20 protein-coding genes are annotated in these 24,202 nt (G+C 62.5%); 5 read left to right on the top strand and 15 right to left on the bottom strand.

Annotation, left to right across the window (positions count from 1 at the left end; translation table 11 throughout):
* Positions 1-6: 6 nt before the first annotated feature.
* From AC19YY_RS27100 to AC19YY_RS27080, 5 genes are all read left to right on the top strand, one after another.
* A complete protein-coding gene (locus AC19YY_RS27100) occupies positions 7-2,163 on the top strand; it encodes a PA5441 family protein (protein ID WP_500605130.1) in 2,157 nt (718 codons plus the stop codon).
* Between the two features lie 4 nt (positions 2,164-2,167).
* Positions 2,168-2,881, top strand: coding sequence for a DUF3142 domain-containing protein (locus AC19YY_RS27095; RefSeq protein ID WP_500605129.1), 714 nt, complete (start codon positions 2,168-2,170; stop codon positions 2,879-2,881).
* A 69-nt stretch (positions 2,882-2,950) separates the two neighbouring features.
* The gene (locus AC19YY_RS27090) at positions 2,951-3,676 is read left to right on the top strand and encodes a hypothetical protein (RefSeq protein WP_500605128.1); all 726 of its coding nucleotides are present in this window, start codon (positions 2,951-2,953) and stop codon (positions 3,674-3,676) included.
* 14 nt (positions 3,677-3,690) lie between these two features.
* Positions 3,691-4,377: a hypothetical protein gene (locus tag AC19YY_RS27085; RefSeq protein ID WP_500605138.1), complete on the top strand. Its 687-nt coding sequence runs from the start codon at positions 3,691-3,693 to the stop codon at positions 4,375-4,377.
* 80 nt (positions 4,378-4,457) lie between these two features.
* Positions 4,458-5,045, top strand: a complete 588-nt coding sequence (locus tag AC19YY_RS27080) for a protein phosphatase 2C family protein (protein ID WP_500605127.1) — start codon at positions 4,458-4,460, stop codon at positions 5,043-5,045.
* A 55-nt stretch (positions 5,046-5,100) separates the two neighbouring features.
* On the opposite strand, the gene AC19YY_RS27075 is transcribed toward AC19YY_RS27080, so the two are convergent.
* The 15 genes from AC19YY_RS27075 to AC19YY_RS27005 form a co-directional block, all read right to left on the bottom strand.
* Positions 5,101-7,554 carry a TonB-dependent siderophore receptor gene (locus AC19YY_RS27075; protein WP_500605126.1) on the bottom strand — a complete coding sequence of 818 codons (2,454 nt, stop codon included), beginning with the start codon at positions 7,552-7,554 and terminating at the stop codon, positions 5,101-5,103.
* Between the two features lie 226 nt (positions 7,555-7,780).
* Positions 7,781-8,737 carry a FecR domain-containing protein gene (locus AC19YY_RS27070; protein ID WP_500605125.1) on the bottom strand — a complete coding sequence of 319 codons (957 nt, stop codon included), beginning with the start codon at positions 8,735-8,737 and terminating at the stop codon, positions 7,781-7,783.
* Entirely contained in the window at positions 8,734-9,243 is a 510-nt protein-coding gene (locus tag AC19YY_RS27065; protein WP_170042286.1) for a sigma-70 family RNA polymerase sigma factor, read from the bottom strand. The genes AC19YY_RS27070 and AC19YY_RS27065 overlap by 4 nt, the downstream gene beginning before the upstream one ends.
* A 73-nt stretch (positions 9,244-9,316) precedes the next feature.
* Entirely contained in the window at positions 9,317-10,762 is a 1,446-nt protein-coding gene (locus AC19YY_RS27060; RefSeq protein ID WP_172312398.1) for an efflux transporter outer membrane subunit, read from the bottom strand.
* Complete coding sequence (locus AC19YY_RS27055) at positions 10,759-11,817, bottom strand: HlyD family secretion protein (protein WP_169953994.1); 1,059 nt, start codon at positions 11,815-11,817, stop codon at positions 10,759-10,761. Before AC19YY_RS27055 ends, AC19YY_RS27060 begins: the two co-directional genes overlap by 4 nt.
* 25 nt (positions 11,818-11,842) lie before the next feature.
* Positions 11,843-13,378, bottom strand: a complete 1,536-nt coding sequence (locus tag AC19YY_RS27050) for an MFS transporter (protein WP_170058211.1) — start codon at positions 13,376-13,378, stop codon at positions 11,843-11,845.
* A 209-nt stretch (positions 13,379-13,587) separates the two neighbouring features.
* Complete coding sequence (locus tag AC19YY_RS27045) at positions 13,588-14,508, bottom strand: LysR family transcriptional regulator (RefSeq protein ID WP_169953996.1); 921 nt, start codon at positions 14,506-14,508, stop codon at positions 13,588-13,590.
* 52 nt (positions 14,509-14,560) lie between these two features.
* Complete coding sequence (locus AC19YY_RS27040; protein ID WP_169953997.1) at positions 14,561-15,187, bottom strand: energy transducer TonB; 627 nt, start codon at positions 15,185-15,187, stop codon at positions 14,561-14,563.
* Positions 15,188-15,286: 99 nt separating this feature from the next.
* Positions 15,287-16,135 (bottom strand): ABC transporter permease, encoded by an 849-nt coding sequence (locus AC19YY_RS27035; RefSeq protein WP_057438937.1) that lies wholly within the window; start codon positions 16,133-16,135, stop codon positions 15,287-15,289.
* 12 nt (positions 16,136-16,147) lie between these two features.
* Complete coding sequence (locus AC19YY_RS27030) at positions 16,148-16,999, bottom strand: ABC transporter ATP-binding protein (RefSeq protein ID WP_169953998.1); 852 nt, start codon at positions 16,997-16,999, stop codon at positions 16,148-16,150.
* A gap of 1 nt (position 17,000) precedes the next feature.
* The gene (locus AC19YY_RS27025) at positions 17,001-18,026 is read right to left on the bottom strand and encodes an ABC transporter substrate-binding protein (RefSeq protein WP_500605124.1); all 1,026 of its coding nucleotides are present in this window, start codon (positions 18,024-18,026) and stop codon (positions 17,001-17,003) included.
* Between the two features lie 14 nt (positions 18,027-18,040).
* Positions 18,041-18,925: a TauD/TfdA dioxygenase family protein gene (locus AC19YY_RS27020; protein ID WP_500605123.1), complete on the bottom strand. Its 885-nt coding sequence runs from the start codon at positions 18,923-18,925 to the stop codon at positions 18,041-18,043.
* A 234-nt stretch (positions 18,926-19,159) separates the two neighbouring features.
* Entirely contained in the window at positions 19,160-20,521 is a 1,362-nt protein-coding gene (locus tag AC19YY_RS27015; protein WP_029298775.1) for an HlyD family type I secretion periplasmic adaptor subunit, read from the bottom strand.
* Positions 20,511-22,667 (bottom strand): type I secretion system permease/ATPase, encoded by a 2,157-nt coding sequence (locus AC19YY_RS27010; RefSeq protein WP_169954001.1) that lies wholly within the window; start codon positions 22,665-22,667, stop codon positions 20,511-20,513. Before AC19YY_RS27010 ends, AC19YY_RS27015 begins: the two co-directional genes overlap by 11 nt.
* 41 nt (positions 22,668-22,708) lie before the next feature.
* Complete coding sequence (locus AC19YY_RS27005; protein ID WP_029298771.1) at positions 22,709-24,055, bottom strand: TolC family outer membrane protein; 1,347 nt, start codon at positions 24,053-24,055, stop codon at positions 22,709-22,711.
* Positions 24,056-24,202 lie beyond the last annotated feature (147 nt).

The following is a 24,202-nucleotide window of genomic DNA, read 5'->3' as shown; positions in this document are numbered from 1 at the left end:
CAATTCATGCGCATCGGTCTTCTGTCATCCCTGACCCTGGCACTGTGTGCCGGCGTATCCCTGCAGGCCCAGGCCAGTGGCGACGACTCGTGCTACCCCGACTGGCGCGTGTCCCAGGATTCGCTGACCGCTTGCAGCAACATGCCGTTCCTGAGCCCCGGCAACGACAGCCGGACCAACCTGCGCCTGTTGCTCGCGGCAAAAAAGAACGCGCCCCTGACCACCAATCCGCTGGGTGAAGATGACCTGGCCCAGGGCTTCGGCCCGGTGCCGTTCCCGGTGTATCGCCTGGTGCCCCGCCCGCCCGAGGGGCAGACGCCCGCAGAACAAGGCGCGCAGCTTGCGCAGTTGTTGGCCGCGCTGGGCATCCAGCACGAGGCCACGGCGGCGGCGGGCGACCAGTTTTTGTGGGGCGAAGGCAGCCGTTGCCGCAGTAACAATGTGCAGAGCGCCACCGACTTTGTGCGCCAAGTGACCAAGGCCGATGTGCCGGCGAATGAGCGTGTGCTGCTGGCCAATGCCCGCCTGAAACTGCTCGGCACCTGCGACTGGCAGGGCGAGGTGCTGCTGGAGCCGCAGTTGATCACTTCCACCCAGGGTCGCGAACTGACCACCTACCTGCTCGCCGCCTCCGACTTTTACAGCGGGCGCTTTGTGTATGCCGAGCGTGGATTTGCCGCAGTCACCCTGACCACGTTGCCGTGGCTGAAGGAAACGGCGGTGTACATGATCGCCCGCGCGTCCCTCAACCATGCCCAGGAAAATGCTTTTGACGAGTACGGCTTGCCCCAGCGCCAGGCTGTGGATAAGTCTGCGCTGGACGAAGCCGAGCACAGTTTCCTCAGCTACCTGAACACTTATCCACAGGGTAAATATTCGGCCTCCGCTCGTGGCCTGCTGCGCCGGGTGCATTGGCTGGCGGGCGATGCGACCAAACTGGCCGACGACTACGCCTGGCAACTGACCGAGGCCAGCGATGCCGAGCGCAATGGCTCCATCGATGAGCTGGTGGAAGAAACCGACAACAAGCTGCTGACCAGCTACGCCGAGACCATCCGCAACCCCTTGTTGCTGGCGATCAACGACCTGATGTGGATGCGCGCCAACAACCCGCCCAAGCTGACCCGCGCCACCCTCGACGGACAAAAGGCCGCGTTTGCCAACGAGCCTGCGCTGTACGACTACTTGCAGGCGGCGTTCGCCCTGTATGTCGAGCACCAGCCAGACCAGGCGTTGAAGCATCTGCCACAGGAGCTGCCAGCGAGCCTGGATTACCTGGCATTCAGCCAGCAAACCCTGCGCGGCCTGGCCCTGCAAGCCAAGCAGGACTGGAAAGGCGCCGAGGCACTTTGGCTGCAACTGCTGCCACTGGCCAAGCAGCCCTTGCAGCGCGATCAAGTGGAGCTGGCCCTGGCGATGAACTACGAACGCAGCGGCCAATTGGCCAAGGTGTTCGCTGCCGACTCGCCGATCCAGACCCAGCAAGTGCGCTATATCCTGTTGCGCAGCGTGGCCGGGCCCGAGTTGCTGCGCCAGCAGATCAGCCAGGCCAGCGACCCGCTGGAGCGCAGTACCGCGCAATTTGTGTTGCTCTACAAAGACCTGCTGCGGGGCCAGTTCGCGACCTTTGCCGAGGACTTGCAACAACTGCCGGCCGCCCCTGCCGCAGACAAGCTCGGCACCAGCCTGGGCTATGTGTACGACGGTGGCCAGGCACTGACCCTGTTCCGCTGGAGCGGCGACAAGGCCGCCTCCGGCTACACCTGCCCGACCATCGCGCAAACCGCCAGCACCTTGCAGGCCGACCCGAAAAACCCACACGGCCTCAACTGCCTGGGTGAGTTCATCCTGCGCAACGGCCTGGACGGCATGCCCCTGGAACAGGCCCGCTCGGCCGGCAGCCTGGGCAGCACTGCATCGGGCTTCACCGGGGAAACCTTCTCGCGGCTCGAGGGCTACCAACAAGTGATCGCCAACCCCAAGGCGCCCCGTGACGACAAGGCCTATGCACTGTTCCGGGCGATCAACTGCTATGCGCCTTCGGGCTATAACAGCTGCGGTGGCGAAGATGTGGACAAGGCCGTGCGCAAGGGCTGGTTCCGCCAGTTGAAAACCGGGTTTGCCGACACCCAGTGGGGCAAATCGCTGCAGTACTACTGGTAAGCCGGTGAAAGGCTTGTGGCTGGCGCTGCTGCTCCTGGCGAGCCCGGCCTTCGGCGCAGTCGACGCCCGCGACCATGAAGCCTTCTGGCTGTGGAGCGGCGTCGCGCCACAGCCGGTGCTCAAGCAGGCCAAGACCCTGTACATCCTCCAGGGCCAGATCAACTCGACCCGCCGCCAGCCCGAACGCGGCGTGCAGTTCATCGCCCAGGGCATGAGCGTGCCGCGCCTCCGTCAGGGCGAAGTGTGGATCGTCTACCGCGCCCATACCTTGCGCTGGCCAGAGCCGGTCTACACAAAAATGCTCGGGCAGGTGCAACGCTGGCGCGTAGCGGGCAACCCGGTGGTCGGGATCCAGATCGACTTCGACGCCCGCACCCAATACCTGCACGAATACGCCACCTTCCTCAAAGACCTGCGCCAGCGCTTGCCGAAGGAGTTGCGCCTGAGCATCACCGGCCTGATGGACTGGAGCAGCAACGCCGACCCGGCCGCCATCGCCCAGCTTAAGGGCGTAGTGGATGAAGTGGTGGTGCAGACCTATCAGGGCCGCCATAGCATCCCCGATTACGCGGCGTACCTGCCCCGGATGATCCGACTGGGAATGCCGTTCAAGATCGGCTTGATCCAGGGCGGGGAATGGCAGGAGCCGGGGTATTTGCAGGGGAGCGAGTGGTTTCGGGGGTATGTGGTGTTTTTGCAGAATCCGCCAAGCCCTTGACACATCACGACGCCCGTGCAATACATCGTCCACAGTCCATGGACGGTGGACGGGGAGCCCCGGTTATAAATGAAAAGTCAAGATATCGTAATCCTCTTCAAGTTGATCAGCCTGAACCTCCAGGCCACGGGAGATCGGGTCAAAAAGCGCGACTTCACTCTATCCCTTGATCATGACGAGGCCATGAATCTGGTACCGATTGATTCCCAGGATTATCTAGATCGATTCCTTGACCTGCGCATGACGGGGAACATCGAAAAAATCGACCTCTCACAGGGACAGCGCTGGGAGGGATGGGAAGACATTGAGGAAGACTCGACCCCACCGAATATGGAGAGCTACTCCGTCCGAGCACTCGCAGCCTCACTGGCACTGAGTAAAAGTGAGGTCTCCAACTCGCTGAATCGTTGCCGTGACATTGGCCTTATTCATACGGACCGCCTGAGCGGTCTGCCGATTGTCAGGGCCCAGGCGCTTCTGGACTTCGTGAGATATGGTCTGCGCTATGTGTTTCCGGCCAAGCCAGGCCCAATCGTGCGAGGTATCCCCACAGCATTTGCCGCGCCGATCATGGCCGGTAAAGTCCTGACGGGCGGCGACCTCATTCCCGTGTGGCCAGACGCTTATGGAAAGAACAAAGGCCAGGAAATCATCCCTTTGTACAAAACGGTTCCTGGAGCCGTGAAAAAAGACGAACTGCTTTATCACTTTCTGGCTCTCGTAGACGCCATTCGCATTGGAGGCCCACGAGAAACCAAGGTCGCAGATGCCATGCTGCGGGAGTGGATCCTGTGAACTCAACCAAAGCAATGATGCTGCTGATGCTTGAAGAGGTCGCCCAAGCCCTGGGCGAGGAACTGAGGGACCAGGTGGCCTTTGTCGGGGGCTGCACGACCGTCCTGCTGATCACCGACGAATACACTCAAGAATCGATTCGCGGCACCGACGATGTGGATCTGGTCATTCATCTGAGCAGTACTGCCCAGTGGTATCGACTGGAGGAACAACTCAAATCCAAAGGCTTCAAGAACACCGGCCAGGACACGGTCACCTGTCGCTTGCGGTTAGGCGCCCTGAAAGTCGACTTCATGCCGACTGACGAAAAGGTACTGGGCTTTTCCAATGCCTGGTTCGTGGGAGGCCTGGCGAATGCCATCCGTCACCAACTCCCAAATGGCACTTGGATCAAGGTGTTTGCAGCCCCCTGGTTTCTTGCGGCGAAGCTGCAGGCTTATCAGGGCCGGGGTCTTGGCGATGTGCTGATGTCCAACGATATTGAAGACATCGTTGCCCTGCTGGATGGCCGGGAAGAGCTGCTTGAGGAAACAAACCAGGCACCTGCTGCATTGCGACGTTTCGTCAGCGAACAACTCGGCGCATTGCTGAGCCTCGCCGCCTTCCATGATGTCATCCAGAGCACTGCCCAAAACGCTGAGCGCGAGTCGCTGATTCACGAGCGCATCAAGCAACTGATTGCGGATGGGATATACGCTTGATCCTACATTCGAGCGCCACCCGACAAGGAGCCGGAAGAACAGAAAACCGCGATATCACAGGCTCTGCGGACAACGGCGGCATGTACCTCTACGTGATCGCAGACGGCACCTCCAGGCCCGACAGTGAAAAGCTGGCAACCGCTCTGACTGACGGCCTGTTGAAGTGTTTTTCCAACGCAGGGCCGGCAAGCATTTCTTGCCTCGACGCGGCCCTTGAATTGACGCTGTCCTCGCTCAGCGCAATACGTTCAACATTCTGCCCTGACTACCCCTTTGCATCAGCCAGTTACCTCGCATTACTGGTGCTTGGCGATACTGCTACTTCAATACATGCAGGGGACTGCTGCCTGGGATTGCTCGATAAAGAAAAAAACCTGAAATGGCTGACAGCTCCCCACTGCGGCCCCAATTGGAAGGGCAGCCTGAGCCACGCAGTCATCGCCAACAACCCGGCCCGCAAAACGCTGCTCAACTGCATGAGCCACCGCAGGCCACATGAACCACAGGTTCAATTCTTGGACGTTGTGCCTGACACAAGATGGATTTTGGCCACCGATGGTTTTTGGGCCGAACTCTCCACCGAAGACCAGCTCAAGGCGATAGAAGAGTCCAGTCTTGAAGGCTACCCAGGTGAGGACGACTGCACCTTCATGCTGTTGATGCCTTAGAAGCGGCGCGTCCTGCTTGACACGCCGCTATCGCCGGCAAGCCGGTTCCTGCGTCTTACCAGTCGTAAGTCAGGCTCGACACCACCGTACGCCCTTCGCCGTAGTAGCAATCCAGGTCGCTGGTGCACTGCGATACGTAGGTCTTGTTGGCAAGGTTCTGCACGTTCATCGCCAGCTTCACGCCTTTGAGTTTCAGGGGCGAGGCGCCCAGGTCGTAGCTCAGGCTGGCATCGTAGACGGTGTAGGACGGCACGGTGAACGCGCCGGCAAAGTAGTCACCCATGCTGCTGCGCGAGTAGCGGGCGCCCAGGCCTGCGCCGAGGCCGGCCAGGGGGGTGTCGCCGATCACGGTGTAGTTGACCCACAGCGCCGCCGTCAGGGGTGAGATACCGGCCGGGTGGCGGCCTTCGCGACCTTCGTTGTCCTTGGTGTACTTGATGTCGTTGCGCGCCGCCGAAGCGACCACATCCCAGGAATCGTTCAACACGGCCTTGGCTTCGAACTCGACGCCGCGCGAACGCATGGCGCCGCTCTGGCTGCTGACGTTGCTCGGCGGATTGGCCGTCAGGATGTTTTCCTGGTCCAGTTGATAGACCGAGACCTGCACAAAACTTTCCTGGCCCGGGGGCTGGTACTTCACGCCGACTTCGTACTGGTTGCCGGTGGACGGGTCGAAGGGTTTCTGGTTGGCATCGGTGCCGGACAGCGGCAGGAAGGACTCCGAGTAGCTGATAAACGGCGCCAGGCCGTTATCGAACAGGTACACCAGGCCCGCGCGGCCGGTGAAGGCCTGGTCCTTGCTGCTGGTGCGGTCGTCGCTCAGCGGCGCCTTGTTGACCACATTGGCCCAGTCATAGCGCCCACCCAGCACCAGTGCCCATTTGTCCCACTTGATCTGGTCCTGCACGTACAGGCCGGTCTGGGTGATGGTGTTGTCCCAGCGATAGGGCTGGCCGAAGTTCAGCGGCTGGCCATACACCGGGTTGAACAGATCGATGATCGGCGGGTTGCGGTCATAAAGGCCGAGGAACCTGGAGTTGGAGTGGTAGTAATCCAGGCCCACGATCAGGGTGTGGGAGAACTCGCCAGTGGTGAATTCGGCCTGGGCGATGTTATCCACGCCAATCACTTTGTTGTTCTGCCTCCAGTCCACGCCGAAACGTTGCAGGTAGCGTTGATCCATCGCGCCAGTGGCCGGGTTGGCGACAAAACGGTAGCCGTGCAACGGCGCCCTGTAGCGGTCGTCCACTTCGGCATAGCGTGCGTTTTGCTTGAGGGTCCAGGTGTCGTTCAGCCGATGGGACAACTCGTAGCCGAAGGCGAATTGTTCGCGGTTGTACTTGTTGACGCCCGGCTCGCCGATAAACACATCGCGGTCGATCTTGCCGTTGGGGTTGCGCCATATCGTGCCGGACGCCGGCAGGCCCTGGGCCTCGGGCACGCCCTTGTCTTTCTGGTACTGGGCGAACAGGGTCAGGCTGGTGTCGTCGTTGGGCCGCCAGGTCAGGCTCGGCGCAATGAATTGGCGGCGGTTTTCGAAGTAGTCGATCTCGCCCTGCTCGTCCTTGAGGCGCCCGGTGAGGCGATAGAAGAATTGCCCTTGATCATCCAGCGGGCCGCTAAGGTCAATGGCCGCGCTTTTGTGCTCGTAGGTGCCGGCTTCGAGCACCACCTGGCGCACCGGGGTCTCGCTGGGGCGCTTGCTGACCATATTGACGATGCCGCCCGGCTGGTTGTGCCCGTACAGCACCGATGCCGGGCCCTTGAGCACTTCGATGCGCTCCAGGGAATAGGGCTCGATCTGCAACGCACCGCCGGTACTGCCGCCGCCGTAAGGCAGGTGCAGGCCGTCGAGGTACAAGGGGGTGGGCGAGAAGCCACGGGATGTCGGCTCGTCGAACAGCTTGACCCGGTCGGAGAACCCCCCGGCGCTCATGCCGGGGGTGTACAGCAGCGCCTGGGTCACGCTTTGCGCGCCGCGCGCCTTGATTTCGGCAGCGGTGATCACGTTGATGGTCTGGGGGATTTCCACCAGCGCGGCATCGGTCTTGCTGCCCGTGGCGCTGCGGGTGGCGACGATGCCGTCGACCGGGCCCCAGGCGTTTTCCTGGGCCTGCTGGGCGCTGATCTGGGTTGCGCCCAACTGCACCGAACCGTCCCCCGACAGCGCCTGCACCGACCAGCCGCCGCCCGACTGCAGCGCCACCAGGCCGCTGCCGGCCAACAAGCGTTCCAACCCCGGGCCCGTGGCATAGCGACCCTGCAAGCCAGGGCTGCGCTTGCCGGCAGTCAGTGATGCATCCACCGAGAGCAAAATCCCCGAAGCGCTGGCGAAACGGTTCAACGCCTGGTCCAGGCTGCCAGCAGGGATGTTGTATTGGCGCAAGGCTTCGCCAGCGCTCTCCTGGGCCTGGACCAGGGTCGGGACGAGCGGCACAGTCGCCAGCACACTGACAAATAGGCCACGGCGCAGGGCGCGGGCCAGGGGTTGGATTGGGTGGTGCGGCATTGCAGGACTCCCCGTGAGAACGCTTCTTGATTGGCTTTCAAGAGGTATCCCGGACGGGATTGAAAAACCGACAAAAGAAAATCAAAAAAAATGCGGCCACAGATTTTCCAAACTGAAACACCATCAATGTGGGAGCTGGCTTGCCTGCGATAGCGGTGGGTCAGTTGGCCCATCTGTCACTGATACACCGCTATCGCAGGCAAGCCAGCTCCTACAGTTGATCGAGTCAGACCCTGGGTTTGATGGTGACCCAGTAACGCGTCACCGCATGCACCCGTACCGGCAATGAGCGCTCAAGGGCGGTGAGGATCGCATCGGTGTCATTGAGCGGAAACACACCGGTCAGCAACAGCCCGGACACGGCCTCGTCACAGCGCAACACCCCCGGCCGATAACGGCTCAGTTCAGCCACAAAACGCCCCAGCGGCTGGCGCTCGGCAATCAGGCGGTGCTGGGCCCAACTGCTGGCGTTGGCATCCAGCGCAGTCACTGCCGAGGTCTGCGTTGCACTGAACCACAGGCTGTCACCCGCGTTCATCAGCACCGGCAAACCCTCTACCGGGCGCACCTGCAGGCGTCCTTCATACAGGTCGACGCGGCTGCCGTCGTCCAGTTCGCGCACGGCAAAGCGGGTGCCCAGGGCCTGGATATCGCCCGCAGCGGTTTCGACGATCAGCGGGCGGGACGGGTCGTGGCCGCTGGTCAGCAGGATCTCGCCACGAATCAGGCGGATGCGCCGCTCAGTGGCACTGAAGCGCAGGTCGATGGCACTGTCGCTGTTGAGGTCCAGGTGGGTGCCGTCGCTCAAGGTCAGGTGGCGAATTTCGCCCGTGGCGGTGCGGTGCTCGGCAAACGCCGCCCGCCACGGCTGGCTGCCCTGCACCAGGTAGCCGCTGCCACCGGCTACCAGCAACAGCCCGAGCAGTTTCAACGCAGCCCGACGCTGTGGGTCCGGCGCGTCGCGCAACACCGCGCGGGCGCTGTCTGCGGGTACGCCGCCCAAGGTCTGCTGCAACTGCTGCAACCGCTGCCAGGCGCGACGATGCTCCGGGTCAGCGGCCTGCCAATGGGCAAAGGCCTGGCGCTGGGCCCCGTCGAATTCGCCGCCCCATTGCAGCATCAACCATTCGCTGGCCTGTTCGACCACGGCCTGGGCAATCGGCGCGTCATGGCGGGCTCTCATTCTTCGTAAGCCACCTGGTAGCAGGCGATGATCGCGCGGGTCATGTACTTCTGCACCGAGCTGATCGTTACCCCCAGGCGCTCGGCGATCTGCGCGTACGTCAGGCCTTCGAACTGCGATAACAGGAACGCCCGGCGCACGTTCTCGGGCATGCGGTCGAGCATGGCATCGATCTGCATCAGGGTTTCGAGGATCAATGCGCGGGTTTCCAGGGACGGCGACTCGGGCTCCGGCAGGTGGGCAATGCTTTGCAGATAGGCGCGCTCGATGCGCAGGCGCCGCCATTGATCGATCACCAGGTTGCGCGCGATCTGCGTCAGGTAGCTGCGGCTCTCCTTGGCCCCGGGAAAACGCCCCGACACCAGCAGGCGCAGGAAGGTGTCCTGCGCCACGTCGGCGGCGTGCTCACGGTCGCCCAGGCGCTTGCGCAGCCAGCCTTGCAGCCAGCCATGATGGTCGCGGTACAGGAGATGAAGCTGTTGCTGGCCGTCAGTCGCGGTGTCCATGAATCGCCCGGATACACTATTGAGAGCAATTATCATTACAGCTTGTATCGCGACTGGCAAAAAACTTTATCAGTTACCGCCCGGCGGTCTGCAACGGATACACCGACTCCCAGCCCCCGCCCAATGCCTTGTACAAGCCGACCATGGCCAGGGACACGCCGGTGGAGCTTTCCACCCATTGCTCCTGGGTCGCCAGCAAGGCGCTCTGCACCGTGAGCACGTTGACGAAATCCACCACCCCTTCGACGTACTGGTGCTGGGCGGTGTCCAGGGCAATCTGGTTCTGGCGCACGGCTTCGGCGAGGCTGTCGCGGCGCAGTTGGCTGGCGTTGTAGCGGGTCAACTGGTCGTCGATTTCATGCCAGGCGCGCAACACGGTCTGCTGGTACGCCAGGGCCGCTTCCTGCTGCTGGGCTTCGCGCAGATCGAGCATGCCTTGCAGGCGGCCGCCGTTGAACAGCGGCAGGCTCAGCGATGGGCCGAAAGCAAAGGTGCGTGAGCCCCAGGAGCCCAGATCCGACAATTGCATGGCCTGGGAACCGAGGCTGCCCGACAGGGTGATCCGTGGGTAGAAGTCGCCCTTGGCCACGCCGATGCTCGCGGTCGCCGCATGCAGGCGCGCCTCGGCCTGGCGGATATCCGGGCGGCGCTGTGCCAGTTGCGACGGCAGGCCAATCGCAACCTGGCGCTGGGTCTGGGGCACCGCCGCGTCCGGCGACAGTTGTGCATGCAAGGCTTGCGGGGCCTGGCCCATCAGCAGGCTCAGGGCGTTGATCAACTGGTCCTGGCGCTGCTGCAAATCCGGCAGGCGCGCTTCGATGGCGGCCACTTGCGCCGCAGCTTCAGCGACATCCAGGTGGGTGGCCACGCCATCGGCCAAGCGCAGTTGCGAGAGCTTCAGGCTGCGCCGTGCGACGTCGAGGTTTTGCTCGGTGACCGCACGGGTACTTTGCACGCCGCGTAGCTGGATGTAGTCCTGGGCAGTCTCGGCCAAGACCGACAGCAGCACACTGCGGCGGTCGTTTTCGGCCACTTGCAGGGTGGCGTCGGCGGCTTCGGTTTCGCGCCGTACCCGGCCCCAGAAGTCCAGTTCCCAGGAGGCCGCAAAGCCCGCGTCCCACAGGTTGAAGGCCGAACGGCCGTTATTGCCGGAGGGATCGCTCAGGCCGTTGGCGCTATTGCGTTTGCGCCCATAGTTGCCGTCGGCGCTGACCTGCGGGTAGCGCTCGGCAGTCGTCACCTGGCGCACCGCGCGGCTCTGTTGCAGGCGGCTGCTGGCCAGTTTCAGGTCGAGGTTGTCACTCAGTGCCCGGCGCACCAGGGCCGACAGTTGCGGGTCGTGGAACACGTCCCACCACTGCTCTTCCAATGGGTCGCTGACCGCACGGCTGGCGGCCTGGCGCCCCTGGGGCTCGGTCCAGTGCGCCGCTGGCTGCGCGTCGGGGCGCTTAAAATCCGGGCCGACGGTGCAAGCGCCCAGGCTGATCAGGCTGAGAGTAAGCAGCGCGAGTTTTCTCATTGCTGCGCCACCTCACGTTGCTGCGCACTGGGCTGTGTGTTGACGCTGGCCTCCACCGACATCCCGACCCGCAGGCGATGAACCTGCGCCTGGCCCGGCTCCAGGATGATTTTCACCGGGATGCGCTGCACCACCTTGGTGAAATTGCCGGTGGCGTTGTCGGGCTTGACCGAAGCGAAGGTCACGCCCGTGGCCGGTGCCAGGCTTTCCAGGTGGCCGTTGAGGACTTCACCGTCAAGGCTGTCGACCCGCACTTCAACCGCCTGGCCGGCGTGCATGTGGGACAGTTGGTTTTCCTGGAAATTGGCCACCACATACGCGTCGGCCAACGGCACCACGGCGAGGATCTTGCTACCCGGGGTGACAAAGGCACCGACCCGCACCGCCCGCTCGCCGACCATGCCATCCACCGGCGCGACAATGCGCGTGTACGACAGTTGATAGCTGGCCATTTCCAGCGCGGCCTGGGCACGCTTCAAGCCACCTTCGGCGGCATCGCGCTGGGCGCTGAGGATTTCCACCTGCTTGCGTTCGGCGGCCAATACCGCCGTAGCGTTGGCCAGGCGCGCGGTGGCCTGGTCGATACGGGTCCTGGCTTGCTGGGCGTTCTGCACGGTACCTGCGCCAACTCCGGCAAGGTGGTTGTAGCGGTTCAATTCGTGCTCGGCAAAGGCCACTTCGGCGCGGTCGGCGGCCACCGTGGCCTGGGCCTGGGCGATCACCGAGCTTTGCCGCTCAAGGGTGGCCACTGCGTTTTTCAGCTGGGCCTGAGCCATCAGGGTTTCGGCGTCGGCGGCCTGGGCGGCGGCGCGCAAGTCGCGGTCATCGATCAGCGCCAGCAACTGCCCGGCCTTGACCTGCTGGTTGTCCTCCACCAACACCTCTTTGATAAACCCGGCGACCCGTGGTGCCACCAAGGTGTAGTCGGCGGCGACGAAGGCGTCGTTGGTGGTCTGGCGCTTGCTGCCAAACACACCCGGCGCCAGCAGGTACACCAGCGCGCCCACGGCGAATACGCTGATAACAGTCACGGCAATCTGGTCTTTGCGTTTCATAAAAATCCTTTGTTTCAGTCAACAATCAAGCGGGTGCGCGCGGCGGGAAAATCCGCGTCGGCATCCAGAAAATCAGGAGGATCAACGCCACCGCGACACCGGCCATGACGTAATAAAGATCCGCAGAAGTCAGCACCACGGCCTGCTGGTGCAGGCGGTGGGCAAGGCCCGCGGCATCGCTGTCAGCCAGGGGTGAGTTACCCAGGGCGTCCACCAGCATGGTCGAGTGGAAATGCAGGCGGTGGGTGGTCAGCACCTCGATCACCCCGGTGGCGACCACCGCCGCCAGGCCCTTGACCGTGTTGAACCAGGCCGAGGCAAACGGCCCGTCGGTGGGCACGATGCTGCCGGTGGACAGCATCAACAGCGGCAACACCGCCATCGGCTGCCCGAAGATTTGCAGCAGTTGCAGCACGTAGAACTCATCCCGGATCCACGCCGAGGTCAGTTGCGCGCCGCCAAGGCAGGACAAGGTCAGCATGCCCAGGCCAATCCCCAGCACCCAGCGGCAATCCACCCAGCGCAAGTTGCACAGGGCGGCCACCAGGGGCAGCGCGAGCAACTGCGGCAGCGCCATGATAAGCATCACCGGCGCGGTTTGCAGCGGCCGGTAACCCTGCACCTGCGCCAGGTAGCTGGACGGCAGGATGATCACCGCCTGCAACACCACCAGCACCCCGGCCAACACGATCAGGGCGAAGGCCAGGTTGCGCAGGCCGAGCATCTGCAACTTGAAGAACGGCATCGGGTGTGACCATTCATTGAGCATGAACAGCACCAGCAACAGCACCCCGCCAATCAGCAGCGTGGTGATCAGCGGCGACTCGAACCAGTCCAGGCGGTTGCCCTGCAAAATGCCGATCACCAGCATGCAGATCGCCGGGAAGCCCAGCAGCAGGCCGCGCCAGTTGAACTGCTTGAGGCGCTCCAGGCGCAGCGGGTCCTGGGGCAAGCCGTAGGCCACGGCGGCCATGGCCAGCAGGCACGGTGCGACGATCTGCCAGAACGCCCACTGCCAGCCGACGTATTCGGTCCAGAGTGCCGCCAACGGTGTGCCGAGGCTGGGGCCGAAAGTGGCGGTCAGGGCATAGCCGGCCAGGCCGTAGAGCTTGACGTGGGCCGGCAAGAAACGCAGGGCCACGGTCATCAGCATCGGCGGCAAGGCTCCACCGGCCAAGCCTTGCAGGGTGCGCAGTACCAGCAGGCTTTCATAGTTCGGCGCCAGCGGGCAAAGCACCCCCAGCAGGGTAAACAGGCCGATGGCCCACAGGGTGAAGCGGCGCAGCGAAAACGTCACCGAACACCACGGCGCAAAGGCCATGGCCGAGACGGAAGTGGCGGTGTAGGCAGCAACCAGCCAGGTACCTTCGTCAAACCCGATGTACAGCGCACCGCGGATATCGGCGAGGGCGACCTTGGTCACCATTTCGTTCAGGCCCGAGACCAGTACCGCCAGCAGCACGCCGACCAGGCCGATGATGATCCGTGGGCCGAACACAGGGGGGCTGACGGCGGCGGGTTTGGCGGCGGCCAAGGGCGCGGGGGCAGCGAGGGAAGTCATGAAGGTACAACTCGGCAATAGAATACCCGAGCAGTTTAATAAGGCTTAGACATGACGAAAACTGACTTGTGGGAAGGTTATAACTGCATCAGACGCAATGATTGAATGTAGGAGCTGGCTTGCCTGCGATAGCGGTGTGTCAGTTACAGATGCGTTAGCTGACACACCGCTATCGCAGGCAAGCCAGCTCCTACATTTGATCGGGGTCATCAGACCGGCTGGGCTTCGCGCCAGGTCGCCGCGCAGCTTTCGCGCATGGTTTCGCGCAGCCATCGGTGCGCCGGGTCTTTGTCGAAGCGCGGGTGCCAGGCCTGGGTCAGGACCAGGGTCGGCAGGGAAATCGGCAGGGTGAATGCGCGCAGTGGCAGTTTCAGGCGATTGGCGCTGTACAGCGCTTCCTTGGGCACCGGCAGGATCAGGTCGGAGTCGGGCAGCATGAACATCGCACCGTGAAACCCCGGCGCGATCATCGCCACCCGGCGCTCCAGGCCCTGGGCACTGAGGGCGGTGTCGATCGGCCCACGGGCGATACCGCGCCGGGAGATGCTGATATGGGAGTAGCTGGCAAAGCGCGCTGCGGTGATTTCTTCGTCGAACAGCGGGTGGCCTTCGCGAGCCAGGCCGACGAAGGTGGTGGAGAACAGGTTCTGCACCTTCACCTCCGGGGTGATCGGCATGGTGTTGCCGACGCGCAGGTCCAGGCGCCCTTCGCGCAAGGCTTCATCGTCACTGTCGCCTTCCGGCACAAAACGCAGCTCGCAGTGGGGCGCCACCCGTTCCATGGCATCGAACAAACGACCGCCATACACGCCGACAAAAAAGTCATTGGCACGCACGCTGAACCGCCGGCGCAAAGTGCTCAGGTCGACCTCGTCCGCCGAGCGGAACAGCAACGCCGCCTGCTCCACCACGTTGCGCACCTGGCCTTGCAACTCCAGGGCCTTGGGCGTGGGCACCAGGCCGCGCCCGGCGCGCACCAGGATCGGATCGCCGACAGCCTCGCGGATGCGCGTCAGGGTGCGGCTCATCGCCGCCGGGCTGAGGTTCATCCGCCGTGCGGCGCCCACCACACTGCCCTCGTCGAGCAAGGCGTCGAGGGCCACCAGCAGGTTCATGTCCGGTAATTGCATGCCAAGCACTCGTGATGAATGTGGAGTACAGCGCACGCAATCGTAGCAGGCTTTATCGGTACTGTTTCAGGCTATGCGGCAGGTAATCGGCGTAGGTGGCGGTGGGATTGGCCTGACACTGGCGGACGATTTCCGGCAATAAGTTTTCCAGCTGATCGGCCAGGACCAGGCCGTCGGCATAGGTAGTTTTGCCACTGAACGCCGGCAGCATCACCGCAACGCGGGTGATGGCGAAGCTCTTCATGGCACTCAAAGGGCGGGTGGGATGCTCGCGGCGGAACTGGCTGACCTCCTCGCTCAAGTCACGGCAGGATTGAAACTTGACCTCGGTAAAGTTCAGTTGCACCCCTTCACGGCTGATGGGCTCGGGCGAAAACAGCATATCGTTGCGCGCCTCGACCACCGCAGGCCGCTCGGCGCTCACTGTCCACGGCTTGAAGCGCCATTGCTTGGCCGCACCGACAGCCGCTTCGCCAAAGGCGGGCTTGGTGGCATTGAGCGCTTTTACATCGCTGACCGATCCGTCGTTGTGGATCTTGAGGCTGATCCGCGCATGCCCCTGGGTGGTTGTCAGGGTCTTGGGGTACACCGGCTTGACCGTGAACACCACTTCAGGCTCAAACCCGGCAAAAACCGCTGTCGACGCGAGTAAGGCTGCAGCCAAGACAAGAAACCGCATGTTCGTAAATCCTTTTACCGGCCAGGCCTGACGCCAGGGCGGCGTCAGGTTCGGGCGGCATTATCGGACTCATAGCGGCCAAAGAGCAATAATTCCTATTTAGCGCTGCATGCCCCAGCGCTTCACGGTGACGCGCTCGAGGGTGTCGAACACCAGGTTTTCCACGAGCAGGCCGATCAGGATCACTACCGCCAGCCCGGCGAATACCTTGTCGGTGTACAACTCGTTGCGGTTCTGGAAGATGTACCAGCCCAGGCCGCCCTTGCCGCTGGTGGCGCCGAACACCAGTTCGGCGGCGATCAGCGTGCGCCAGGCAAAGGCCCAGCCGATCTTCAGGCCGGCGAGGATCGACGGCAGCGCCGCCGGGATCAGGATAAACAGCACAAAGCGCATGCCCTTGAGGCCGTAGTTGCGCCCGGCCATGCGCAGGGTTTCCGACACCCCCATAAACCCCGAGTAGGTGTTGAGCGCCAAGGCCCACAGCACCGAGTGCACCAGCACAAAAATCAGGCTGTTCTGCCCCAGGCCAAACCACAACAGCGCCAGGGGCAGCAGGGCAATCGCCGGCAGCGGGTTGAACATCGAGGTCAGGGTGCTCAGCAGGTCGCGGCCCATCTGGGTCGAGACCGCCAGGGTGGTCAGGGCAAATGCCAGGACGATGCCGATCAGGTAGCCCTTGAGCAGCACCACCAGCGAGATGCTGACCTTGCCCAGCAACTCGCCGCTGGCAATGCCGTCGTAGAAGGCGTGGAAGGTCTGCAAGAAGCTGGGCAGCAGCAGGTCGTTGTTCTGATAGCGCGCCGCCGCTTCCCAGAGGATCGCCAGCACGATCAGGATCAGGCCCTTGCGCAGCCAGCCTTGTTGCCACAGGCGTTGGCGCAGGGGTAAGGCGCGTTCCACGGGCACGCCGGGCAGCGGTTGCAGGGTGATTTCATATTCCTGGCGCATGGGCACAGTCCTTCAATAAGCGATGCGGATGTCGGCGAAATCCAGTTCGGTTTCTGCCTCGGGCGACTCATCGAACAACAGGCGATGAATACGCCGCGCCGACGCCTGGAACGCCACACCGCCGAGGCTGTGCAGGTCGTATTGATGGCTGTGGATTTCGGCGCGCACCCGCCCTGGATGGGGCGACAGCAACAGGATGCGGTTGCCCACCACCAGCGCCTCTTCGATGGAGTGGGTGACAAACAGCAGGGTGAAGCGCACCTCTTCCCACAGCAGCAGCAACTCCTCCTGCATCTTGCGCCGGGTCAGGGCATCGAGGGCGGCGAAGGGCTCGTCCATCAGCAGGATTTTCGGCTGCATGGCCAACGCCCGGGCAATCGCCACCCGCGCCTTCATGCCACCGGACAGGGTGTGTGGATAGGCGTCGGCAAAGGCGCTCAAACCGACCTTGTCGAGGTAGTACAACGCCCGCTCCTCAGCTTCGCGGCGCTTGAGGGTCCGGGACGCCAGCAACGGGAACATCACGTTCTGCTTGACGGTTTTCCAGGGCGGCAGTTGGTCGAACTCCTGGAACACCACGATGCGATCCGGGCCCGGTTGCTCGACCTTTTGCCCCAGCAGGCGGATCTCGCCTTCGCAGGGTTTGATAAAGCCGGCCACCGCCTTGAGCAGCGTGGATTTGCCGCAGCCCGAAGGCCCCAGCAGTACAAAGCGATCAGCCGGATCGATCTCGAAGCTGACCTGGTGAGTGGCCCGCACCACCCGTTCGGGGGTGCGGTATTCCAGGCTGACTTGATCCACCGCGAGCAAGGCTTGGGCGGGACTCAGGTTGCTGGCCGTGTGGCCTTGCAAAGGCGCGTTCATCTCAGCTCCCTTGCAGCGGCTTGGCATCCTGGAAGAAGTAATCCTTCCACGACTCGGGTTTGTTCTTGATCGCGCCCACGCGGTAGAGGAATTCAGCCAGTGGGTAGGTGTTTTTCGGCGTGACGCTGAACTCAAATTGCGGGTTGTCGATGATTTTCAGCAACTCGGCCCGGTCGATCTTGGCCTTGGTCACCCGGATATAGGTGTCGGCGGCGGCGCCCTTGTCGTTCTGGGCGAACTGCGCGGCCTCGGTCAGGGCATCGATGAAGGCCTTGTAGGTTTTCGGGTTGTCGTTGCGAAACTTCTCGGTGGCGAACAACACGGTCGGCGAGTTCGGCCCCAGCAGGTCATAGGTGTTGAGCACCACATGCACGTTCGGGTTGGCCAGGGCCTGATCCTGGAACGGCGGGTTGGAGAAGTGCCCGGTCAGCTCGGTGCCGCCGGCGATCAGCGCGGCCGTGGCGTCGGGGTGCGGCACGGCGATGGTGTATTTATCCAGGCGATTGAATTCCTTGTCGCCCCATTGCTTGGCCGCAGCGTATTGCAAGAACCGCGACTGCACGGAAACCCCCACGGCCGGCACGGCAATGCGGTCTTTCTCGGTGAAGTCTGCAATGGTCTTGACCTTGGGATTGTTGCTGACCAGGTAGTACGGGAAGTTGCCCAGGGAGGCCACGGCCTTGACGTTCTGCTTGCCGTGGGTGCGGTCCCAGATGGTCAGCAGCGGGCCGACACCGGCGCCGGCAATGTCGATGGAGCCGGAAAGCAGCGCGTCATTGACCGCCGCGCCGCCGGACAACTGGGTCCAGTCGACCTTGATGTCGATACCTTCCTGCTTGCCGTATTTCTCGATCAGGTTCTGGTCGCGCACCACGTTGAGCAGCAGGTAAACGATGCCGAACTGCTCGGCAATGCGAATCTGGCCTTCGGCCTGGGCGACAGTCGGGGCAACCAGACTGCCGGCCAACAGGCTGACGCCAAGGCCCACGGTCGCGGCCAATCGTGCAAAGGGGGTTTTGCTGGACATGGTCATGCTCCGAATCAGAAGGGGGCGTCGCCCTGGATGGTGGTGCGAAACAGCTTGCGGCGCAGGTGGCTGGGGCAACCGGCGGCCAGGTGGATCAGCGAGCGGTTGTCCCAGAACACCAGGTCGTGGGGCTGCCAGCTATGGCGGTAGACGTTGTGCGGGTGGACGCTGTGGGCGTAGAGCTGGGCCAGCAGGTCGCGGCTTTCGTCTTCGGGCAGGCCGACGATACGGGTGGTGAATCCTTCACTGACGAACAGTGCCTTGCGCCCGTTTTCCGGGTGGGTGCGCACCACCGGGTGCACCACCTCGGCGACCTGGGCCAGTTGTTCGGGGGTCAGGGTTGGGCGCCAGTTGCCTTCGAATTTGGTTTCGCTGTAGCGCGCGGTGTAGGAGTGCGCGGCGCTGCGGCCCTGCACGGCTTGGCGCAGATGCTCGGGCAGTTGGTCCCAGGCTTTGTGCATGTCGGCAAACAGCGTGTCGCCGCCTTCGGACGGCAACTCCTGGGCGTGGAGCATCGAACCCAGGCTCGGCAGTTCCTTGTACGACAGGTCCGAGTGCCAGAACTTGCCAGCGTCGCCCAGGCCGACGGATTGACCGTTTTCGATGATGTTGGAGACGATGAGGATTTCCGGGTGGTTGGCCAGCAGGAACTGTTTGAGCACATGGATCTGCAACACGCCGAAACGGCGGCTGAAGGCGATCTGTTGCTCGGGGGTGATGCGCTGGTTGCGGAACACCACCACATGGTGGTCCAGATGCGCGCGGTGGATGCGGGCGAAATCCTGGTCGTTGACCGGACGCGACAGATCCAGGCCGATGATCTCGGCGCCTACGCTGCCGGGGAATGGGCGGATGTCGAAGGTTTGGGCGGTGGGCAAGGCGGCTGTGGCGGTGGACATGAGATCACTCCCTGGCAGTCAGGAGAGTGACTTTATAGATATAAGAACTGGAATTTAAATACCGTTAGAGAATAACGATATGGCCTTTTTGCGGTAGAGGCTGGGGGATGGGGTGAGGTTGAGGGCCCCTTCGCGGGCAAGCCCGCTCCCACATTCGACCGATTTCCAACATAGGAATGCGGTTGAATGTGGGAGCGGGCTTGCTCGCGAAGGGGACCGCCCAGACACTGAAGATCAACGCTCCTGCAACGACTCCGCCCGGGCCTTGATGATGGGCTTGAGCAGGTAGCTGAGGATGGTTTTCTTGCCGGTGATGATATCGACCGAGGCGACCATGCCGGGGATGATGATCAACGGCTTCTCATCGGTGCCCAGGTGGCTGCGATCGGTGCGCAAGGTGATCATGTAGTAGGTGGTTTTTTTGTCTTCGTCGGTGATGGTATCGGCACCGATGCGCTCCAGCTTGGCCTTGAGGCCGCCGTAGATGGTGTAGTCATAGGCGGTGAACTTGACCACGGCCTCTTGCCCCGGGTGCAGGAAAGCAATGTCTTGCGGGCGGATCTTGGCTTCCACCAGCAGGGTGTCGTCCAACGGCACGATTTCCACCATGTCGCTGCCCGGCTGGATCACCCCGCCGATGGTGTTGACCAGCAGTTGCTTGACGATCCCGCGCACCGGCGAGGTGACCAGGGTCCGGCTCACCCGGTCTTCGAGGGCTTTGCCGGTGGCCTGGGCCTTGTTCAAGTCGGTGCGTGCTTCGTTGAGTTCGGTCAGGGCTTCGCTGCGGTATTTACCGCGGGTCTCGTCGATCTTGCGCTGCACTTCCTTGATCGCCGAATCGGCGCGGGGGATGGCCAGGGTGGTGGCGTCCAGCTGGCCACGGGTTTCCATTTCTGCGCGCTTGAGGCGCAGCACTTCCACCGGCGACACCGCCCCCTGGGCGACCAGGGGTTCGGACATGTTGATTTCCTGGCGCTGCAACGACAGCTGGTTACGGTACTGGCCCTGCTTGGAGGTGTATTCGCGCATCTCCTGCTGGCGCTGGGTCAGTTGCTCCTGCAAGCCGCCGATTTCGTCCTTGAACTGCTGGCGCCGGCTTTCGTACAGCGACTGCTCGTTGATCGCCTGGGTGGGCGCAGCAGCCCGCACATCTTCAGGGATATTCAACGGCCGGTCTTCGACCTGGGCGTTCAAGCGTTCGATGCGCAACAGCAGGGACAGGCGCTGGGCCTCGGTTTCCCCGGCGTTGGAGACAAAACGTGTGTCGTCCAGGCGAATCAGCGGCGCGCCGGCTTCGACGATCTGCCCTTCCTTGACGTACAGCTCGGCGACGATGCCGCCTTCCAGGTTCTGGATCTTCTGCAGCTTGGAGGATGGGATGGCCTTGCCATCGCCACGCGTGACTTCGTCGACCTTGGCAAAGCCGGCCCACAGCAGCATGCACAGGAAAAACCCGATGATCCCCCAGATGGTCAGCCGCACGACGCGCGGAGCATCTTCGATCAGGGCCTTCTTGACCTCTGGCAGTGGCTGGCCGTCCAGCGAATCGGAACCAATGAAGTAACGACGGACCGCGTCCTTGAATTTACGCAACACTGATCTGCCCCTTCTTCAACGCTTCCATCACTACGGCTTTCGGGCCATCCGCGAGGATCTGCCCACGGTCGATGACCAGCAAACGGTCCACCAAAGACAGCAACGACGCCCGGTGTGTCACCAGCACCACGGTCTTGTTTGCCACAACGGCTTGCAGGCGCTGTTTGAGGCGTTCCTCACCGGTGTTGTCCATGGCGCTGGTCGGTTCGTCCAGCAGCAGGATAGGCGGGTTGAGCAACAGGGCACGCGCCAGGGCGACGTTTTGTCGCTGGCCGCCAGAAAGGTTCTGGCCCCGCTCGCCTACTTGCAGTTCGTAGCCTTGCGGATGCAGGCGGGCAAATTCGTGGACGCCCGCCAGTTCGGCGGCTTGCAGCACCACTTCGTCTTCAACGTAGCGGGCGCCGGAGACCAGGTTGTCGCGCAGGGTACCGGCCAGCAGTTGGATGTCCTGGGGCACATAGCCGACGTTGTGGCGCAGCTCGCTGACGTCGATCTGGCGAATGTCCACGCCGTCTACCAGCAAGGCGCCAGAGTCGGGCTGATAGAGCCCCACGATCAGTTTGGCCAGGGAACTCTTGCCCGAACCGCTACGCCCGATGATGCCGATCTTCTCGCCGGGCTTGATCACCAGGTTGATGTTCTTGAGCGCCATGTTCTGCTGGTTGGGGTAGGTAAAGTTCAGGCCCCGGCACTCGATGGCGCCTTGCAGGGTGCGGCGGCTCAGGGGGCGCTCTTCGAAGTTGCGCTCCTGGGGCAGCTCCATCATCTGGTCGGTGGAGACCATGGTGACTTTGGCCTGCTGGTAGCGGGTCATCAGGCCCGACAGCGACGCCAGGGGGCTGAGCGCGCGGCCACTGAGCATGTAGCAGGCAATCAGGCCGCCCATGCTGAGGTTGCCGGCGATGATCTGGTAGACCCCGAAGACAATCATGATCACACCCGCCAGTTGCTGGATCAGCAGGGTGATGTTCATCGACAGCCCGGAGAGCATTTTGACCCGCAGCTCAAGGCGGCTGAGGGTGCCAATGGTCTGTTCCCACTGGTACTGGCGCTCGCTTTCGGCGTTGTTGACCTTGACCGCGTCCAGCCCTGCCAAGGTTTCGATCAGGCTCGACTGGCGCTCGGAAGCCAGGGCCATGGTGCGTTCCATGGTGGCGACCAACGGCTTTTGCAGCAGGTAGCCGATGCCCAGGGCAATCGGGAAGGCCAGCATGGGGATCCACACCAGATGCCCGCCGAGGATGGCGATCACCATGAAGATCAGCAGGGTGAACGGCAGGTCGATCAGGCTGGTGAGGGTCAGGGACGCGAGAAAATCGCGCAGGCTCTGAAACTCGTGGATGTTCTGGGCGAAACTGCCGACCCGCGCCGGGCGGTACTTCATTGACATGCCGACGATCCGCTCGAACAGCGTGGCCGAGATGATCAGGTCGGTTTTCTTGCCGGCCAGGTCCAGGCACAGGCTACGCAGGCTCTTGAGGACCAGGTCGAAGACATAGGCGATAAAAATACCGGTGGCCAGCACCCACAGGGTGGCGGTGGCCTGGTTCGGCACCACGCGGTCGTAGACATTCATCACGAACAGCGGCGCGGCCATGGCAATCAGGTTGATCAGGAAACTGGCGGCGATGGCATCGGCGTAGAGCCAGCGCGAACGCTTGAGGGTATCGCGAAACCACGAGCGGGCCCGAGGGATCAGGGTGCCGTGGCTGACATCGAATTTGTGCTGGGGCTGGGCAAAGAACACTTTACCGATGTAGTCATCGGCCAAGGCTTGACGCTTGACGATGGTTTCACCGCCATCGCTTTCGCTGAGCAGCACCTGGGCTTCGTCTTCACCCTGCCAGCCGAGCAGCACGGCGCTGCGACCGTCCTTGAGCAACAACAACGCCGGCATGGCAATCGCGGGGATCGAATCGAGCTTGCGTTGCAGCAGGCGCCCTTGCAAACCGGCGCGGGCCGCGGCCCGGGCCAGCAAATCGGCAGTCAGTTGCTGTGCCGGCAATGGCAGACCGGTGGTCAGCATCGCCGCACTGGCGGGCTTCTGGTGCAGGGCGCAGAGAGCCAACAACCCGTCGAGTAACGGGTCGTCGTGCAATGTGCGTGGATCATGACTGAGATGGACTCGACTGACTTCTGATTCCACGCGGGCTCTCTCAACTAACAGATGGGACTATAAGGAATAGCTCAATTCATCCCAGGCAGTTGAACTTTCGGCTTCACATCGTTCTGTACGACGGAGGCCATCGGTGCGACCACTCCCTGGCTCTTGAGCAACTCGCCCATGGTCGCCTTGATTCGGTACTGAGTAAATAACTGAACGTTTTTTATCTCTTCCAGACGACGCGAAGCGGTGAACAGTTCGTTCTCGCTGTCGAGCAAGTCGAGCAGGGTCCGCTCGCCCAGGCTGAATTGCTTTTGGTACGCGCCGCGCACCTTGCTGCTGTGGTCGACGTATTGCTGGGCAATCGGCACCTGGGCATTGGCGTTGTTCATGGCGTTCCAGGCCAGGCCCAGTTCTTCGTTCAATTGACGCAGGGCGTTGTTGCGGATATCCAGAGCCTGGTTGGACTGGTAGGACTTGGATTCCAGCTCAGCCTTGTTGCTGCCACCGGCATACAGGTTAAAGCGCATGCGCAGCATGGCTTCCCAGCCATTGTTGTGGCTGGCGTCGCCGTCGATGTTGTTGTCGGCGTTGCGGCCCAACTCGGCGTCGAAGCGTGGGTAGAAGGAAGACTTGGCGGCTTCGTATTGTTTTTCGGCGGCGGCGATGTCGGATTCGGCCGAACGCAGGATCGGGCTGTTATCCAGCATCTGGCGGCGCGCTTCGTTCAGGTCTGCTGGCAGCAGCGCCATGAAGCTTGGCGGACGCTCCAACTGATCGGCTTCCTGGCCAACAGCGCTCAGGTAGTTGGTCTGGGCATCGGCCAGGTTGGTCTGCTCGGTGATCACGTTGTTGCGGGCCTGGGCCAGACGGGCTTCGGCCTGGTCCAGGTCAGCCCCGCTGCCGACGCCGCGCTGGGTGCGCAACTTGATCTGGTCGTAGATGCGCTCGTGATTGCGCAGGTTGTCTTCAGCCAGGCGCACGAACTCACGACGGGTCAGGACGTCCAGGTAAACCTGGGCTACCGTCAATGCTGTGCGCTCGGAAGTGCCAAGCAACGAGAAAGCGCGGGAGTTAACGGTGGCTTGTTGACGCCCAACTTCACTGGAGGTGGCAAAACCGTCAAAAACCATTTGCTGCAGGCGCAGGCTCGATTCACCGCGATTGAGGGTGTCCCAGTGGCCGCCACGGGCCCGGGTGGAAGAACTGTCGGTGCCTTCACGGCCGTAACCGGCGTTCAGGTCGACACGAGGCAGGTAACCGCCCTTGGCCGCACGTAACTGATAGTCGGCAGCAATACGAGCGTTGACACCTGCCTGAATCTCCGGGTGCACATCCAGCGCTTGCTGCATGGCCTGGGGCAGGGTTTGGGCTTGTACAAAACTGGCGGCGAGAACGAACGGTATTGCCTTAAGCAGGTGCAAACGCATTTAAAAATTCCCCAGGACTTCTTGTCTCAAGTCACAGCAACTTGGCGTGCTGCGTTAGAAAATGGCTACCGTAATGACCGTACGTCGGAAAGTTCAAAAGCGGAACTGGTTCACACATGTAGGACGGTTCGCCGCGTGAATATCAAT

The sequence above is a fragment of the Pseudomonas sp. MF09156 genome, assembly GCF_059862305.1.
Note: the sequence above shows the minus strand (reverse complement) of the source record. Positions and strands in the feature narration are given on the sequence as shown.

Excerpts from the sequence above, each read along its gene's own strand:
- AC19YY_RS27085 (WP_500605138.1), top strand. The coding sequence starts at position 3,691 with ATGATGCTGCTGATGCTTGAAGAGGTCGCCCAAGCCCTGGGCGAGGAA.
- AC19YY_RS27035 (WP_057438937.1), bottom strand. The coding sequence starts at position 16,135 with ATGCGCCAGGAATATGAAATCACCCTGCAACCGCTGCCCGGCGTGCCC.
- AC19YY_RS27055 (WP_169953994.1), bottom strand. The coding sequence starts at position 11,817 with ATGAAACGCAAAGACCAGATTGCCGTGACTGTTATCAGCGTATTCGCC.
- AC19YY_RS27090 (WP_500605128.1), top strand. The coding sequence starts at position 2,951 with ATGAAAAGTCAAGATATCGTAATCCTCTTCAAGTTGATCAGCCTGAAC.
- AC19YY_RS27070 (WP_500605125.1), bottom strand. The coding sequence starts at position 8,737 with ATGAGAGCCCGCCATGACGCGCCGATTGCCCAGGCCGTGGTCGAACAG.
- AC19YY_RS27040 (WP_169953997.1), bottom strand. The coding sequence starts at position 15,187 with ATGCGGTTTCTTGTCTTGGCTGCAGCCTTACTCGCGTCGACAGCGGTT.
- AC19YY_RS27005 (WP_029298771.1), bottom strand. The coding sequence starts at position 24,055 with ATGCGTTTGCACCTGCTTAAGGCAATACCGTTCGTTCTCGCCGCCAGT.
- AC19YY_RS27075 (WP_500605126.1), bottom strand. The coding sequence starts at position 7,554 with ATGCCGCACCACCCAATCCAACCCCTGGCCCGCGCCCTGCGCCGTGGC.
- AC19YY_RS27100 (WP_500605130.1), top strand. The coding sequence starts at position 7 with ATGCGCATCGGTCTTCTGTCATCCCTGACCCTGGCACTGTGTGCCGGC.
- AC19YY_RS27020 (WP_500605123.1), bottom strand. The coding sequence starts at position 18,925 with ATGTCCACCGCCACAGCCGCCTTGCCCACCGCCCAAACCTTCGACATC.
- AC19YY_RS27030 (WP_169953998.1), bottom strand. The coding sequence starts at position 16,999 with ATGAACGCGCCTTTGCAAGGCCACACGGCCAGCAACCTGAGTCCCGCC.
- AC19YY_RS27025 (WP_500605124.1), bottom strand. The coding sequence starts at position 18,026 with ATGTCCAGCAAAACCCCCTTTGCACGATTGGCCGCGACCGTGGGCCTT.
- AC19YY_RS27050 (WP_170058211.1), bottom strand. The coding sequence starts at position 13,378 with ATGACTTCCCTCGCTGCCCCCGCGCCCTTGGCCGCCGCCAAACCCGCC.
- AC19YY_RS27080 (WP_500605127.1), top strand. The coding sequence starts at position 4,458 with ATGTACCTCTACGTGATCGCAGACGGCACCTCCAGGCCCGACAGTGAA.
- AC19YY_RS27060 (WP_172312398.1), bottom strand. The coding sequence starts at position 10,762 with ATGAGAAAACTCGCGCTGCTTACTCTCAGCCTGATCAGCCTGGGCGCT.
- AC19YY_RS27045 (WP_169953996.1), bottom strand. The coding sequence starts at position 14,508 with ATGCAATTACCGGACATGAACCTGCTGGTGGCCCTCGACGCCTTGCTC.
- AC19YY_RS27065 (WP_170042286.1), bottom strand. The coding sequence starts at position 9,243 with ATGGACACCGCGACTGACGGCCAGCAACAGCTTCATCTCCTGTACCGC.